This is a genomic window from Streptomyces sp. E-08 (genome assembly GCF_049913095.1).
In the GTDB taxonomy this organism is placed as follows: Bacteria; Actinomycetota; Actinomycetes; order Streptomycetales; family Streptomycetaceae; genus Streptomyces.
In genome coordinates, this window is sequence record NZ_CP183971.1 from 7,240,673 (window position 1) to 7,256,380 (window position 15,708).

Annotated in this window: 12 protein-coding genes; 5 read left to right on the forward strand and 7 right to left on the reverse strand. The window is 71.4% G+C overall.

Annotation, left to right across the window (positions count from 1 at the left end; all coding sequences use genetic code 11):
* The first annotated feature begins 11 nt into the window (after positions 1-11).
* The gene (locus ACN9MM_RS33275; protein ID WP_426367442.1) at positions 12-2,069 is read left to right on the forward strand and encodes a hypothetical protein; all 2,058 of its coding nucleotides are present in this window, start codon (positions 12-14) and stop codon (positions 2,067-2,069) included.
* A gap of 107 nt (positions 2,070-2,176) precedes the next feature.
* Here the strand turns inward: ACN9MM_RS33275 and ACN9MM_RS33280 are convergent, their stop codons facing one another.
* The 4 genes from ACN9MM_RS33280 to ACN9MM_RS33295 form a co-directional block, all read right to left on the reverse strand.
* The gene (locus tag ACN9MM_RS33280) at positions 2,177-3,175 is read right to left on the reverse strand and encodes a pyridoxal-phosphate dependent enzyme (RefSeq protein WP_426367443.1); all 999 of its coding nucleotides are present in this window, start codon (positions 3,173-3,175) and stop codon (positions 2,177-2,179) included.
* A gap of 168 nt (positions 3,176-3,343) precedes the next feature.
* Positions 3,344-7,690, reverse strand: a complete 4,347-nt coding sequence (locus ACN9MM_RS33285) for a trypsin-like peptidase domain-containing protein (RefSeq protein WP_426367444.1) — start codon at positions 7,688-7,690, stop codon at positions 3,344-3,346.
* Positions 7,691-7,723: 33 nt separating this feature from the next.
* Complete coding sequence (locus ACN9MM_RS33290) at positions 7,724-8,089, reverse strand: CU044_2847 family protein (protein WP_426367445.1); 366 nt, start codon at positions 8,087-8,089, stop codon at positions 7,724-7,726.
* Positions 8,090-8,271: 182 nt separating this feature from the next.
* A complete protein-coding gene (locus ACN9MM_RS33295; RefSeq protein WP_426367446.1) occupies positions 8,272-9,159 on the reverse strand; it encodes a YncE family protein in 888 nt (295 codons plus the stop codon).
* A gap of 561 nt (positions 9,160-9,720) precedes the next feature.
* Here ACN9MM_RS33295 and ACN9MM_RS33300 point away from each other — a divergent pair.
* Complete coding sequence (locus tag ACN9MM_RS33300; protein ID WP_426367447.1) at positions 9,721-10,245, forward strand: peptidylprolyl isomerase; 525 nt, start codon at positions 9,721-9,723, stop codon at positions 10,243-10,245.
* 159 nt (positions 10,246-10,404) lie between these two features.
* On the opposite strand, the gene ACN9MM_RS33305 is transcribed toward ACN9MM_RS33300, so the two are convergent.
* Together ACN9MM_RS33305 and ACN9MM_RS33310 are read right to left on the reverse strand one after the other, a co-directional pair.
* Positions 10,405-11,040 carry a VOC family protein gene (locus ACN9MM_RS33305; protein ID WP_426367448.1) on the reverse strand — a complete coding sequence of 212 codons (636 nt, stop codon included), beginning with the start codon at positions 11,038-11,040 and terminating at the stop codon, positions 10,405-10,407.
* Positions 11,041-11,113: 73 nt separating this feature from the next.
* Entirely contained in the window at positions 11,114-11,311 is a 198-nt protein-coding gene (locus tag ACN9MM_RS33310) for a hypothetical protein (RefSeq protein WP_426367449.1), read from the reverse strand.
* 235 nt (positions 11,312-11,546) lie between these two features.
* On the opposite strand from ACN9MM_RS33310, the gene panD reads away from it, so the two are divergent.
* Together panD and ACN9MM_RS33320 are read left to right on the forward strand one after the other, a co-directional pair.
* Positions 11,547-11,972, forward strand: a complete 426-nt coding sequence (gene panD / locus ACN9MM_RS33315; RefSeq protein ID WP_426367450.1) for an aspartate 1-decarboxylase — start codon at positions 11,547-11,549, stop codon at positions 11,970-11,972.
* A gap of 421 nt (positions 11,973-12,393) precedes the next feature.
* Positions 12,394-13,854, forward strand: a complete 1,461-nt coding sequence (locus ACN9MM_RS33320) for a peptidoglycan DD-metalloendopeptidase family protein (RefSeq protein WP_426367451.1) — start codon at positions 12,394-12,396, stop codon at positions 13,852-13,854.
* Here the strand turns inward: ACN9MM_RS33320 and ACN9MM_RS33325 are convergent.
* Positions 13,735-14,721, reverse strand: a complete 987-nt coding sequence (locus ACN9MM_RS33325) for a DMT family transporter (protein ID WP_426367452.1) — start codon at positions 14,719-14,721, stop codon at positions 13,735-13,737. The two genes, ACN9MM_RS33320 and ACN9MM_RS33325, sit on opposite strands and share 120 nt — an antisense overlap.
* A 250-nt stretch (positions 14,722-14,971) precedes the next feature.
* Here ACN9MM_RS33325 and ACN9MM_RS33330 point away from each other — a divergent pair, with 250 nt between their 5' ends.
* Positions 14,972-15,694, forward strand: a complete 723-nt coding sequence (locus tag ACN9MM_RS33330) for a (2Fe-2S)-binding protein (RefSeq protein WP_426367453.1) — start codon at positions 14,972-14,974, stop codon at positions 15,692-15,694.
* Positions 15,695-15,708 lie beyond the last annotated feature (14 nt).

Consider the following 15,708-nt stretch of genomic DNA (forward strand, 5'->3'; position numbering starts at 1 on the left):
AGGAGCCGGCCATGCCAAAGGTCACAGGACAGGATGTGTCCAGCTCGTTCCCGACCCCGCCGAAGTTCGGAGTGTGGGGGGACAGCTCCGAAGGCAGCGGTGTCATCGGCAGCACCGGGAACACGGGAACCACGGATGCGCCGGTCGCCGGCGTGCTCGGCGACACCAAGAAGAACAAGGGAGTAGGGGTCGTGGGCCGGTCCCAGGATGCCCAGGACGGCACGGGTGTCGCGGGAATCAGCAAGGCCGGGGTCGGCGTCTCGGGCCTCAGCACGGGAACGGGCGCCGGCGTGCTGGGCAACGGGACCAAAGGCCCGGGCGTGGAGGGCACGAGCGCCGAAGGCCCGGGGGTGAAGGGCACAGGTGCGCCCGGCAGCCCCGGCGTGACCGGCACCGGCACCGACGGTCCCGGAGTCGAGGGCAGGAGCACGGACGGCGCGGGTGTGTCCGGCATCGCCGCGAAGTCCGGAGCCGGGCTGCTCGGAAGCTCGCAGGACGGCGCCGGGGTGATGGGCAAGAGCACCGACGGCACGGGCGTCTCCGGCGAGGGAGGCGGCTCCGCCGCTGGCGTCGAGGGCTCCGGTGTCGACGGCCCGGGAGTCCGGGGGACGAGCACGAAGGGCGACGGCGTCACGGGCACGGGCGGCGGATCGGGCGCGGGCGTCCTCGGCACCGCCAGCACCGGTCCAGGACTCTCGGGTACGAGTGACACCGGTCCGGGCGTCCTCGCGCAGGGCGGTGGCGCCGCGCCAGGAGTGCAGGGCAAGGCCGCGACCGGACCCGGAGTGTCGGGCGAGAGCACCGACGGCACGGGCGTCTCCGGCACCAGCACGAAGGGCGACGGCGTCACCGGTCAGGGGGGAGAGGAGGGCGCGGGTGTCCGGGGCAGCGCGGCCGCCGGGCCGGGGGTGATGGGCACCAGCACCCAGGGTGTCGGCCTCCGTGGCACCGGTGGAGGGAACTCCGTCGGTGTCGAAGGCGTCGGTACGGCCGGCGCGGGTGTGTCCGGTACGAGCACGGACGGTGCCGGGGTCTCCGGTGAGAGTACGAAGGGAGCGGGCGTCACCGGCAAGGGCGGCGGCGCCGGCGCGGGCGTGCAGGGAACCGGCACCTCGGGTCCGGGCGTGTCCGGCACCAGCACGGACGGCGCCGGCGTCTCGGGGACCGGCGGTGAGACCAGCACCGGCGTCGTCGGCACCGGCAAGGGCGGCGCGGGGATCTCGGGCATCAGCACCACCGGCGTGGGCGTCCTGGCCGCGAGCGACGAGGGCGCGGGTGTGTCGGCGTCGAGCAAGCAGGGCACCGGCGTCTCGGGCACGAGTGAGAGCGGCGTGGGGGTGACCGGCACCGGCGGCGGCGAGAACCCCGGTGTCCTCGGCAGCAGCTCGGACAACCCCGGGGTGAAGGGCAAGGGCGGCGGTGAGCACGCCGGCGTCGAGGGCACCTGCACCTTCGGCCCGGGTGTCTACGGCAACAGCCCCCAGGGCTACGGTGTCAAGGCCGAGGGAGCCACCGGCCTCTACGCGAAGGGGACGGAGCGGGCCGCCTTTCTGGACGGCGACGTCGTGATCACCGGAAAGGTGACCGACGGCGCTTTCTTCATACGGATCGACAACCCGCTCGATCTGGACCGCTTCCTGGTCCACGCGGGCGTCGTGTCCTCCGAGATGAAGAGCGTCTACGACGGGACGGTCGTCCTCGACGGCGACGGCCGTGCCACGGTCGAACTGCCGGAGTGGTTCGAGTCGCTGAACGAGTCCTTCCGATATCAGCTCACAGCCGTCGGCGCCGCAGCCCCCGATCTGCACATCAGCGACGCCCTCGCCGATCGCACCTTCGCGATCGCGGGGGGCGGGGCCGGCCTCGAGGTCTGCTGGCAGATCACCGGCGTCCGCCGCGACGCATGGGCCAAGGCCAACCCGCTGACGCCCGACGAGATGAAGCCGGAGGGGGAGAAGGAGTTCTTCGTGCACCCCGAACTGATCGGCCTGCCGGCGGACCGTTCCCTCTCCGCACTCGGCGCCCGTGGCGCCTCACGGCACGCGGAGCCGGAGGAGAGGGAGGAGTAGGGCCGCGAGGTGCTCGCCCAGCGTCCCGGGCCTCGCGTTCGTCGTCATCGACGCGGTCCGTTCCCCTGCGGGCGCTGCCGGTGCCCCGTCCGCGCCCCGATGCCGTGTCATCGGGGTCCGTGGGTCTGCAGGAAGACCACCGGGCCGCCGCCCAGCCCGCCGCCCGCGTCGAGATCGAGCAGGGCGGCGAACGCCTTGGCGGTGTAGGTGCGTTCCAGGGTCAGACCGGCCTGCGCCGAGGCCAGGGCGAGCGCCCGGTCACCGGTCCGGGTGGGGTGGGCGTAGCCGTCGCCCAGCCACGCGGTCTCGACGCGGATCGCGTCGGGTCCGGGCACGACGCCGGTCACGTCCGCGCCCCGGGCCCGGAGCAGGGCCGCGGAGCGGCGGGCCATCCCGAGGAGGGAGCCGGAGTCCAGCCGCAGGGTGTCGTTGACCACGATGCCGAGGACGCGGGTGCGCAGCCCGGCGAGCCGCAGTCCGAGGGCCAGTCCCGCGGTGGTGCCGCCGGATCCGACGGCGGTGACCAGCCACGCCGGCTCCGGCAGCTCACCGGCCTCGACCTGCGCGCCCAGTTCCAGGGCGATCTCCACGGCGCCCAGCGTGCCGAGCGGCGAGGACCCGCCCGCCGGCAGGTAGTACGGCAGCCTGAAGCCGTGGGCGTGGCGGACGAAGAGCCAGGGAGCGGCCAGGATCAGCCTGCGTCTGGTGTGCAGGAAGTGCAGCGAGGCACCCGAGGCGCGCAGCCGCTCCACCTGGTCCCGCACGTGCTCGTCGACCGGGTGATCGATGAGGCCGAGGGCGACCTCCAGGCCCTGCCCCCGTGCGTACCGGGCCGCGGCGAGGCCCCAGTTGGTGCCGAGGCCCCCGACCGTGAGGAGGGTCCTCGCGCCGCGCCGGCGGGCCTCCGGCAGCAGCCACTCCAGTTTGCGGACCTTGTTGCCGCCCCAGCCGCCGTCGCCGTATCCACTCTCGTCCTTGACCCACAGCCCGACCCGCGTGCCCGGCCCGGGCAGCGGCCGCACCGGCGTGGGTGCCGCACCCAGCCGGAGGAAGGGGAGCGAGCCGGCCAGTTCGGGGCAGCGCCGGTGCAGCAGCGGAGGTCGCATGAGGGGGACGGTAGAGCACCGGGCCCCGGAGCGGACCGGGTAGGACGCGACCGGCGTGAGCTCCGCACCACCGGGGCTCCGGCCTCACGTGGAGAGGTCACCCGTTCGTACGCAGGAAGAGGTGGCCTTCCGGGGAAGGCACAGGGACGGGTGGAAGCACCCCGCAGGTCAGGCCGGGCACATACGGTCCGGAAGCCCAGCAGGCATGCCACGGCGCTCGTCCTGGGTGAGGTCACGGCCGATGACGTCGCACAAGTGGCTCTTCCAGAGTTCGGGGTCCAGGCGGAACAGGTCCAGGCGCCCTCCGCCATCGTTTCCTCCGAAGCCACCTGCGGACAGGGCCCTCAGCAAGGTCTTCCCGTCCTTGGTGGCCGCCACGAAGTACTGATGCGCCGCGAAGTCGTAGGACTCGAAGTGGCTGGGATCCGATGCCTGCTGAAAGCGCACGGAACTCCCGTTGGCCAGGTAGAACTCGCCCTCGTTCCCTGTGAAGTCGAAGGTGAACCCGTCGCCCGTGAACAGGCGGTTCGATCCCAGCGGTCCGAGTGGGCCGACCTCTCTTCTCGGTCGTTGCCCGGACCCGACCGACCACAGTTCCAGCATGCCGCCCGGCGTCTTCGCCGCCGCGTACTGTCCTGTGCTGTTGAGGAAGGCCCGTTCGACGTCCGGGCCGAGGGGGATGCGCAGTGCCTCGTCCTCCGCGCCTGTGCGCAGATCGACGGCGTGCAGCGTGTGGTCGCCCCAGACCATGATCTGCAGGTATCCCGACTCGGGGCGGCCGTCCACCGCGAAGCCCGAATCGGGCGCCCCCTCGCCCGGCTTGGCGAGTCCGAGCGCCCGGGCGTCGATGACCTCGGAGAGGCGGCGGCCGTCCCGGGCGTTCCAGTGCTCGATCCGGCTGCCGGAGCGCGTCATCAACTCGTCGCCCCGGATGAAGTCGAGCTCCAGCGCGTCCCCGTTCCCGACCTCATCGACGGGAGGCATGAGTGTGGTGATCTCTGCGACCTTGCGCAGGGACGGGATCTGTCGGACGACGATCTCGTTGTGGTCGACCACGTCCGCCACGAGCGTTCCGGCGTCGTTGACCGTCAGCGAGTTCGCGCGGGCCGGCTCGACCGGCCCACGCATCTCGGGTTGCCTCACCTGGGACGTGATCCGCCTGGACGTCACGTCGACGAGCGCCAGAACCTCCTCGCTGTCAGGTTCGGCCCAGTGCCGGACCCGGGCCACCATCGTCTTCCCGCCGTCGATCAGCTTCGGATCGTTGACGACGATGTCGCCACCGTCGAGGTCGACCCCGTTCAGGGGCAGGGCCATCAGCGCGTTGCTGCCTTCAGCTTGGGCGAGCAGGACCGGGGCACGTGCATCTCCGAGGAGACGGCCGGTGTGGTTCTCCAGGGAAGGTCCCGGGACCTGTTGCACCTGGCCGCCAGGCCTGGTGCGGACGAGTGTCCGATCGCCGAGGGAGGCGACTGCGAAGCGCTCCCCCTTCGCGTCCACAGCGACGCTTTCGCACCCCTTGTCCTTGGCCGAGTAGCTGTTCAGTACCCGCCCGTCCGTCACACGCAGGGCCCGGTAGACGGCGTCGTGGCCCTTCTCGCTGCAGACGACCAGTACGCCTCCGTCCCCCGACAGAGCGACGGCCGGACCGAACAACGTGGACGAGTCGACTCCCTCCAGCAGCTCACGCACCTTTCCCGTGCCGACATCCACAGCTGCCAACGAGGATTCACCGTCGCCCGAGCCGGGCCGTCGGACGACGAGCGTGTCCTCGTTCGGACCGAACCAGACGGCGACTCCGGTCGTGGGCCACTTCCCAGGCACCACCCGGTAGCGTGCCGTCGCCAGATCCCACAGCCGCAGCCGTCCGTCCGCCACCGTGGCCAGGTGCCCGGCGTCGGGCGAGAAGGCCATGACGCTGTCCTCTTGGCTCTCCGCCTCTGAGCTGACCTTGTCCTTGAACTCCCGGTCGCGAACCGGATGCGCTGCCCCCAGCAGGTTCTCCGCCTTGTCAGCCCCGGGAGTGACGTCGTGCCAGACCAGGCTGCCCGCCGCCGACAGATAGGCGATCCGCCGTCCGTCCCGGCTGACCAGCGGGTGGAAGGCCATCTCGGCAAGGCCGAGCGGGTGGCGCAGAATCCTCCCCCCGGCCTGGCGTACGAACAGCGTGGCGCGCTGGTTGCTGGACGTCACCAGCGTCACCATGCCGTCCACGCTCGTCGCCGCTTCCAGAATCTGCCCCTCGGTCCCGCTCAGCACCCACGCGGCGTCCTTGAACTGGTCGTACCTGCGCAGCATCGCGTTGCGAGCCTCATCCGTCGGCGCGATCTCGTACGCCCCCATGGCGATCAGGGCGGCTTGTCCCGGATCCTGCTTCGCGACTTCGGCGGAGAAGTCGGCCAGCAGGCGCGAACGTGATTCCGCCTCGCGCTGGGTGCTGACGCGTTGCTGGTAGACGAGGAAGGTGCCGAGACTGGCGATCAACGCGAGCACCATGGCGGCCGCGGTCCAGGAGGCGCGGATGCGGGCTCGCCGTACCCGCTGGCGCCTTCTCGCCCGCGCAAGGAAGTCCCTTTCCTCCTCGGAGAGTTCTGTTTCCTTGCCCCCCAACCAGGCTTCAATGGAAGCGAGTTGGATCGCACCGGGCAGCAGGTCCGTCGACCTGTGTTCCTTCGTCCAGCGGTCGCGGTCATGGTTCAGCTCCGCCCGGCCCGCGAGGAACTCGCCGTCGTCCCTCACCTGTTTCCTCAGCGCGGGCCAGACGTTGATCAATGTCTCATGGGCCAGCTCGGCGGTCTCCGGTTGCCCGGTGCCTCCGCGCAGCACGAGCAGCCGTCGTGCGGCGAACGACGTGGCGAGCTCCCATACGGCCGTGCCCGCCTCCTCTCGGGTCAGCCTGCGCCGCAGAGGGATCTCACTCCCGGGCAGCAGTCGGACCAGGCCCCTGAGCAGCCGCGCCGCATCGGCCTTCGCGTTCGCCCCGACGCACTCCTTCCATGCCTGGTCGCAGTGTTTCTCCAACGCGCCCGACACGCCGTGCATCGCCTCGTACGTCGTCGTGCGCAGCCGGCCGGCGAACCGGTCGTCCCACAGTCTCTTCAGTACGAAGCCGAGGAGCGGCAGGTTCTCGGGCTCGCCGCACGCGTCGTCCAGGATGCGTCGAGCCAGCCCCGGGTCGTACGTCACGGCCGGGGCCTTCTCCAGCGGTCTGGTGATCACCTCTCTGAGCTGGTCCCGGGACATGGGCGTCAACGGGATCGTCCTGCTGTTCCGCAGCAGGGGGCCGAGCCGAGGGTGCTTGAGCGCCGCGTCCATGAAGTCGGAGCGGAGGGTGACCAGCAGGCGTGATCCAGTCCCCGGACCGCCTCCGGGAACAAGTACCCTGACGGCTTCCTCGATCTCTGCCCCGGTTCGATCCAGGAGGGCCTCGGCCTGGTCGAGTACGACGATGTACTTGCCTCCCGCCTCACCCCGCAGGCGGTTCAGAGTGTCCACGAGGCCCTTGTCGGCGAGCCAGCCCTCCACCTGGTCGACGCTCTCCGCGCGCGGATCCCCGTACCGTCCGGTGCGAACGGCTTCGTAGAGGTCGGTGGCCAACCCGGACAGCAGGGTCCCGTCCGCCCCCGCGTTCACCACCAGGGCTTCGTAGCCGTCCCGCCGCATCTCGGGCACCACGCCGGCCAGCGCCAGCGAGGACTTCCCGCAGCCCGACGGCCCGTAGAGGAGGACCGCCGGGTGGTCTCCTCTCAGGGTCGTGACCACTTCCTCGATGTCGTCGCCGCGTCCGAAGAAGATCTGCTCGTGGCTCTCCTGGAAGGTGGCCAAGCCGCGAAAGGGGTCCGGAGTCAGGGCGTGAGCAAGGTCGGGCAGCTCCCGCAGCGCCGCTTTCACGCTGATCGCGAATGCCTGCTGAGTGTCGTCCTGTCTGCCCTCGACCGCGACGACGATGCCGACCGCCGCGCCCCGCTGCTCGTCCCAGACGGGGCTGCCGCTGAAACCCTTTGTGACGCGTGAGGTTCGTGTGTTGGCCCGGGAGAGTTGGATCCAGTCTCCCTCCGACTTGCCGCTGAGCTCCCCTCGATGCCAGATCACGCCAGGCTCGCCGTCCGGAAATCCGACAGTGCGCACCGGACGATCCGAAAGCTGCGTGTCGGAGTCGGCCATCGGCAGCGGACACGTGCCGGGAGCCACGTCCCGCAACCGCAGGACCGCGACGTCTCCGCAGTGCCGAGGTTCCTCTGGTATCCACCGCTCGACCTCGGCGGTGAAATCCCGCCTCCCGGTCCCGTCGGCCAACGGGAAGTCCACCAGAACCGTGGTGCCGCCGGCGACTTCGAGGTGGCGTTCCCTCCCCAGTGCGTCCGACACGACATGGGCACAGGTCAGCACACGGTCCGGGGTGACGAGGACGCCTGCCCCGGCGATCGCGCCGTTCTCTCCCCGGACGCGGACGACCGCCGCGTTCAGCGCCTCGTCGGCGCTCCGTGACTCGTCTCCCGACACCGTGGCCTCCACGCCCCCCACCGCAAGCTGACTGTGTCAACTTACCTACGAGACCGGCCCACTTGGGTCTCGTGCGTCACTTCCGTGCCACGTCATGCTCACGGAGAAATTGGCCGACGTCGCGGTGCTGGCGATGACCACGTCGGCCTCGGCCGACAGTGACACACCGAACTCCAGCGTGATCTCGTCCGGTGCGTCGGCCATCCCCCGGAACCTGCCCACGAAGCTCTCCGCCACTGGGCGCACGGTGTCCAGCATCTGTCCGAACGACCGCTCCGCCCGGGCGACGGAGCGGCCTCCGCGGCCCACCCGGACGAGGGTTTCGTCCACCTCGCGGATCTGAACACGGATCGCTTCGTCACTGCCGTCCGCCAACGGCACCTCGACCGTGTGGACAAGGTGTTCGCTCATCGCAACCTCCAGCACTCGGGAGGAGAGAGCGTAACGAAGTCGATGACCCTCGTGTCCCGTCGTGTTGAGGACACGACCCGCCACAAGCCGATGAACCACGTGATCGTCGTGACCGATCTCCCGCTCACCCTTCGCGACGGCGGGTGGCACCGTGCCCAGCGTCAGGAGTTCCTGAAGGCGCCCTAACCGCCGGCAAGGTCGATTGCGGAAACCGTGCCGTCGCCACGGTTGGCGACGTAGAGGCGGTTGCTGTGGTGTTCGAAGACCAGTCCCTGTGGCTGGGAGCCGACGGGGATCCTGGCTATCACGCCGGCGGAGCCGGGATCGATCACCCTCACCAGGTCGTCGGGGTGGCTGACGTAGACGGCACCATGGGAGTCGACCGCCACACCGGTCGGGCTCTGACCAACGTCGATCTCGGCGACGCCGCCCGTCGGCATGTCGATGACCGACACCGTCCTGAATCCGGAGTTGGCGACATAGACCCGGCGCTTCTGGGGGTCGATCGCGATGCCCGTGGGATGCGGACCGACGGCGAAGCTCTTGACGACCGTGTGGGTCGTGGCATCGATCACCGACACCTTGTTGTGGTCGGGTTGCGTGACGAAGACGCGGTGACTCACGGGATCGACCGCCACCCCGAGGGGTCCGTCGACGTCGGTGAAGTCGAAGGACAGGGCGGGTGGATCGCTGCTGAGTCCGATGATCGACACCCTGTGAAGACCTCGGTTCGCCACGTAGGCCCGACCCATGAGGTGATCGACCGCCACCCTCAGCATGTCGGGTAGCGGGAGACCGGGCGGGCCTCCGACTTCGATGGTGGTGACGAGGGTGTGGAATCTGTCCAGTGCCGACACCGTGAAATTCCCGCCATTGGCGACGTAGACGCCGAATTGAGGATCGGTCGCGACGCTTTCAGGGCGGAATCCGACGTTGAGGGTGGCGGTCACGGTGTTCGTCACAGAGTTGATGACCGACACGGTGTTGGCAAGCCTGTTGGCGACGAAGACGTGGTCGTGAACGTCCACCGCGACACCGACCGGCTCCGCTCCTACAGGGATCGTGGCCACGACACGCGACTTTTCAGTGTTGGATGTTGATTTCATCACTACGGCCTTCGATGAGCTCGGAGCCGGCGTCGTCCTTGAGCCTGCCCGGGGCGACACAGGCCGGGTCAGGCGACACAGGCCGGGTCAGGGGCGGGGCCGAGGTCGATCACGAAGTGGAGAGACGCTGACGGTCGGGGGCACCGACCAGCCGTGCCTCCGATTGTGGCCACACTTCAAGCTTCCCCCCGGCCTCTTGGAGGCGCATCCCGGAGGCCGCACGTCGACTCGGGCAATCGGCCGGAACTTCCACTCCCGCCGACCCCACCACGCCCTAGACTGCGACCGCTCCAAGACCTGGAGATCATCGGGAGGGCGTGCAAGATGAAGCGAGCACTGATCAGCGCATTCGCGGCCGTGGCGTTAGTCGTGTCCGGGGGGAGTGTCGCCACCGCTTCCGACAGCGCTCCGCCACGCACCACACACGGCCCCTGCCAGTACACGCAGACCCCGGACGAGCCGCCGGCGCGCCCCGTTCCGCTGCCGCCCGACCCGCGGCGCACCGCCAGTCGTGGCGCGGTGGACATGACAGTTCCGACCAGCCAGGGCTCGCTCCCGCTGCACGTAGACCGGGCCAAGGCGCCGTGCACGGTGCAGAGTTTCCTGCACCTGGCACGGCACGGGTTCTACGACCGTACGGTGTGCCACCGCCTGACGGCGTACCCGACGCTGAAGGTCCTGCAGTGCGGCGACCCGACCGGTACCGGTGAGGGCGGCCCCGGGTACAAGTACAAGGACGAGCTGCCGGTGGACCTGCCGCCCGCACCCACCGATCCCACCGGCGCGCGCCGCCTCTACGGGCGCGGCCTGCTGGCGATGGCCAACGCCGGTCCGAACACGAACGGCTCACAGTTCTTCGTCGTCTACGGCGACTCCGCGCTGCGACCGAACTACACGGTGTTCGGCACGGTCGGCCCCGACGGCCTGACGACACTCGACAGAATCGCCGCCGCAGGCATCGAGCCGACCGCGGAGAACCCGGCACCGGTCGACGGCGCACCCGTCCTGCGGACCGAGCTGCTCCGCGTCCGGCCGTCCTGCCGGCATTGACGCACCGCGACGTGGCCACGTCCTCGATGAGCGTGCCTGGCGCCTGCGGCCGCCCCAGGCGGACTACGTCGACCGAGTGAAGCGTCCAGGCGCGGGAGGGGAGGGCTGGCGTCCGGGAGGCCCCGAATCGTCCGCCGCGACGCGCCTCCCGTCAAAGGGTCAGATCGTGACCGGGCCGTGGGCGGTGGCGAACTCGACCGAAACCAGGCCCTGTTCCTCATCCTCGACCCAGGTGACGTCGATCTGGTCGAGGGGGTGGTCGGCCGGTTCGCCGAGGAATTCGGCGATGGAGGCGGCGTCGCCGGCGATGGAGACTCCGTGGATGGTGGTGGAGGTGCGCGGGTCGGCGCTCGGAAGCTCCTCGCCGGGGACCAACCACTGAAGGAAATAGGGGAGTTGCGGGTCCTCCATCAGTTCCAGCAGGCCGATCTGCTTCCACCTCAGGTCGAACCCGTCGGGGCGGACACGGTGGCCCTCGGTCGAGGTGCGGCCGAGGCGGGCCTCGACCGGGGCGATGTCGTCGACGGAGACCACCCAACCGAGCCAGCCGCCGCCCTCGGCGGCGCGGCGCGCGACCGCCTGGCCGAAGGGCGCGCGGTCGGCGGCGGGGTGGTCGAGTGTGGTGACGACCTCGACGTAGGTGCCGCCGCTCAGCGGGAGGATGAAATTGCGGGTGCCGAACCGCGGGTGCACGCCCCCGTCGACGAACCCGGCGCCGAGGGCCGATCCGATCCGCTGGACGGTCGAGACGAAGCTGTCGCGGGCCACCGCATAGGACACGTGATCAAGTCGCACTCCGGCATCATGGCCCGACAACCCGTCCACATCCCGACGCCACGCCCGGCGCCCGGCCGCGTCCGCCGTGGATTCAGCCGTGGAGCGGATCGATCATGGTCATCCCGGCCGGGGAGGCCCGGTCGAAGCCGGGCAGCAGCACAGCAGCGTCGTCGAGGCCCACAACCCGGTCGATCAGCCGCTGCCACACGATGGTGGGCGGTGCCTCGCCTCCCGGCCGACCGCCCTCGCTCCTGACCGTCGCCCAGACCGCCGGAGTGACGGTGATCACGGAGGCCGTTCGGGGGGTGCTGCGTAGGCTTGTGCCGTCGTCGCGGTGGGTCTCGGCAGGGCGATCGAAGCCCTCTCGGAGCGCCTGGCGATTCGTCACGAAAGTCGGCACGTGGCCAGCACGAGTCCTGGAGACCTGGGGACAGCTGCCCGTGCCTGCGACTCGTTGTAGGGTGTGAAAACAGCCCTTGACCTGCGAAAACGCGGGCAGGGAGCCTATGTCCAGGAGTGCCTCAGTGATACGCACCATGTTCAAGTCAAAGATCCACCGTGCCACCGTGACCCAGGCCGACCTGCACTACGTCGGTTCCGTCACCGTCGACGCCGAGCTCATGGAGGCGGCCGACCTGCTGCCCGGCGAGCTGGTCCACATCGTCGACATCGACAACGGGGCCCGCCTCGAGACCTACGTCATCGAGGGAGAGCGCGGTTCCGGCGTCATCGGGATCAACGGCGCCGCCGCCCATCTCGTGCACCCCGGCGACCTGGTGATCCTCATCAGCTATGCCCAGGTCGAGGACGCGGAGGCGCGGACCTTCGTGCCGCGCGTCGTGCACGTCGACGGCGACAATCGCATCGTGGAGCTGGGGAGCGACGCGTCCGCGCCCGTTCCCGGAAGTGACACGGCGCGCAGCCCGCACGCCGTGCCCGCGCTGGGCTGAGCCGAGGGCCGGAGGCCACCCGAGCTCCCGGACGACGAGATCCGGCGGGCGCCGCCCGGGCCGCGGGGCCACCCTGGAAGGGGGCCCCGCGCACGGGGCCCCGCCGACCGGGAGGTCCGTGATGACCCATCCCTTCCCCGATCCGCTGCCGCCTTCGCCGATCCCGCCGCCGGTCCCCTCACCGCCGCCCGTGCCCCCGCCGAACCCGGTGCCGGTCCCTCCGGATCCATCGCCTCCGCCCGCGCCCCAGCCGGGCGGTCCCGTACCGGAACCCGAGCCTCAGCCCGAACCGGGCCCCGCCGGAGAGCGACCGGAGTCAACGCGAAGGTGACGGACGGGGCTTGAGGTTTCGCGTGGCCCTTGTCACGGAGCGTGCGCCACCCCTAACTTGGACGGCTGCTGCTGTGTTCAAGGGGGGCCCATGGCCGTACGCGGACGTCACCGCCGCCACCAGCCGAGCCGGATCAACCGCGCCTCGCTCACCGTCACGGCGGGAGGCGCCGGAATGGCGCTGCCGCTGATCGGCGCGGGCGCCGCCCAGGCCGCCTCGCTGGACGTCTGGGAGAAGGTCGCGTCCTGCGAGTCCTCCTCCAGCTGGCACATCAACACCGGCAACGGCTACTTCGGCGGCCTCCAGTTCAGCCAGTCCACCTGGGAGCGGTACGGCGGCACGCACTACGCGCCGCGCGCCGACCTCGCCTCCAAGGACCAGCAGATCGCGATCGCCGAACGCGTCCTGAAGGGCCAGGGACCCGGCGCCTGGCCGTCCTGCGGCCCCGACGCCGGGCTCGCCCGCGGCGGCGAGTCGCCCGGCGTCACCCCCCGGCGCGCCACGGCGGCCGAACCGACCGGCGGCGGGAACGACGTCCGCACCGCGTCCCTGCCCGGTCAGCGCCTCTTACCCGAGCGGCCGGCGCGGAGCGCGAGCCCGACCACCGTGCCCACGGTGCGCGAGATGTACACGGTGACGCCCGGCGACTCCCTGTCGAAGATTGCCGTCGAGGAGCACGTCAAGGGCGGCTGGCAGCGTCTGTACGAGGCCAACCGGCGGGTCGTCGGCGACGACCCCGACCTCATCCACCCGGGCCAGCGCCTCACCCTGCGCATCACGGTGCCGAAGAGTGCCGAGAGGGCCGAGAAGGCCGAGAGGGCCGAGGAGGCGGGAAAGCCGGAGAAGGCCCAGAAGGCGGAGCGCAAGGCCGCCGAGAAGGCCGCCCCGTCCCCGCAGACCGCCCGGCCGGTCGGCGCCGCGCCGACCAAGGCCGCGCATCCCCGGGCCCTGCCCGCCCAGGCCCCCGTCGCACGCCCCTCCACGAAGCCACCCGTCAAGCCGGCCCCGAAGGCCACCGCCAGGCCGAGCCACAAGCCCGTCGCCCAGCCCAAGCCCAAGCCGAGCCACAAGCCCGTGGCCCAGCCCAAGCCGACCCACCGGCCCGTCGTCCACCCCAGGCCCAAGCCCGCCGCCAAGCCCTCCGGAGACGGCTACTCCGCGCCCGTCTCCGCGGACATCGGCACCCGCTACGGCACCCGAGGGTCCTCCTGGTCCAGCGGCTATCACACCGGCGTCGACTTCCCCGTGCCCACCGGCACCTCGGTCAAGGCCGTCGCCGGCGGCCGGGTCGTCTCGGCGGGGTGGGGCGGCGCGTACGGCTACCAGATCGTCCTGCGCCACGACGACGGCCGCTACAGCCAGTACGCGCACCTCTCCGCGCTCACCGTCCGCGAGGGTCAGCGGGTGCACGCCGGTCAGCGCATCGCGCGCTCAGGATCGACCGGCAACAGCTCGGGACCGCACCTCCACTTCGAGATTCGGACGGGTCCCGGGTACGGATCCGACATCGACCCCCTGGCCTACCTCAGGGCGCGGGGAGTCTCCGTCTGACGCCACGGGGGAGCCGGATGACACCGACCGCGACTCCGGCGGGACCGTCATGCGGTCGAGCGTGAGCTGGACGAGGCCGCCCGCGGCGACCGCGCCGCAGACCAGTGCGGCGACGGTGCCCGGCGCCCCGTAGCGGAAGCTCTCGCCGAAGAGCGTCACGCCGACCGCCGCCGCGACCACGGGGTTCACCACCGTGACGGTGGCGAGCGGGGCGGCGAGCCCCGCGCCCCGGTACGAGGCCTGGGAGAGCAGCAGGCCGGTCACCGCGAACGCCGAGAGCACGAGCAGGCCCGTCCACTCGGCGAGCGGGGACCGGGGCGTCCACTCCTCGGCCACCGACTTCGTGAGCACCGAGGCCATGCCGAAGGAGACGCCGGCCGCCGCGGCGAGCACGACGCTGCGCAGCACGGACCGCCCGGCCAGGCGCGCGGCCGTGAACAGGACGGCCACCGCGCCGAAGGTGGCGCCCGCGAGCAGCCAGCGCTCCCCGTCGGTCAGGGACCGGGCCTCGGCGCCGTTCGTGAGGCTGAGCAGCCCGGCGAGGCCCACCGTCGCCATGAGCGCGCCGCGCCAGGCCCGCCGCCCGGCGCGGCGGCCGACGAACAGGGCCGCCATGGGCAGCGCGAAGACGATGGTGAGGGCACCGAGGGGCTGGACCAGGCTGAGCGGCCCGTACGCCAGGGCGGCGACGTGCAGGGCCGCGCCGATGCCGTTGAGGAGGACGGACACCCACCAGGCGCCGCTGCGCAGCGGCGCGTAGCGCGGACCCGCGGCGGAGGCCGCGACCCGCTCCTGCACGATCGCCGCGGCCGCGTAGGCGACCGCGGAGGCCAGGGCCAGGACGACGGACAGCATGAGTGGACTCATACCTTCCACGATCTCTCCTCCCGGCCGTCCGCGTCGTCGTACCAGGGGACGTCTTCGCGGATACCACCGACGCAGTACGCGGCCTCCGTGTACGCCTCGGGATGTACGCCCTCGCAGGTCGGAACGGGTGCAAAGCAGGCTTTCCGATCATTCTGGAGCCGCTCCGGAAGCCCTTTCGAAAGTCTTCGGAAGACCTCGGAGAAGTTACGGTGGAGCCGACCACAGGACTCCGGGGCGGGGGGGCGTGCGCATGGAACGCGGCGCGAGCGACGACGGCGGGTCGCCGGGCGGCTTCTTCGCCCTGCGGACGAGCGCCCCGGCGACCGGCGGCGCACACCGCCCCCTCTCCGTCCTGTACGCGGGGGAGACCGGGCCCCTCACCGCGCGCGTGGACCGCGTCGCCGCCCGCCTCGGGGCCCCCGAGCGACGCGTCGGGGCGTCCGTCGCCCACCTCGGGCTCGCCGCCCGGCTCTGGTCCACCGCCCTCGGCCCGGCCGCGATCCACGGCCGCTTCCCGCTCCTCGACCCCTCCGAGCTGTACTGGGACGGGGCGCTGACCTCGCCCGACGACCTGTGGTGGGCCGGCTCGGCGACCCGTCCCGCGACGGTGGACGAGCTGCGCGCGGCCGTCCAGGCGGCCCATCTCGTCCCGCTCCACGCGGCCCTGCGCCGCGACGGGAACATCTCCCCGCGGCTCCTGTGGGGCAACGCGGGCTCCGCCCTCGCCGGCGCGCTGCGGGAGCTCGTCCGCTGGGCCCGCGCCCACGGGAGTCCGGACGCGGCCGAGCGGGCCGGCGCCCTCGTCTCGGGCCTCCTGGAGCATCCGGACCTCGCAGGGACGGTCCGGGGCCCCCGGCTGCGCCGGACCAGCTGCTGCCTCTACTACCGCTGCCCGGCCGGCGGGCTGTGCGGGGACTGTGTCTTCGACCACGCCCCCCGAACGGGTTTGGAGGCGCGGCCCCCCGCTCCGTAAAGTTGGGTCTTTGA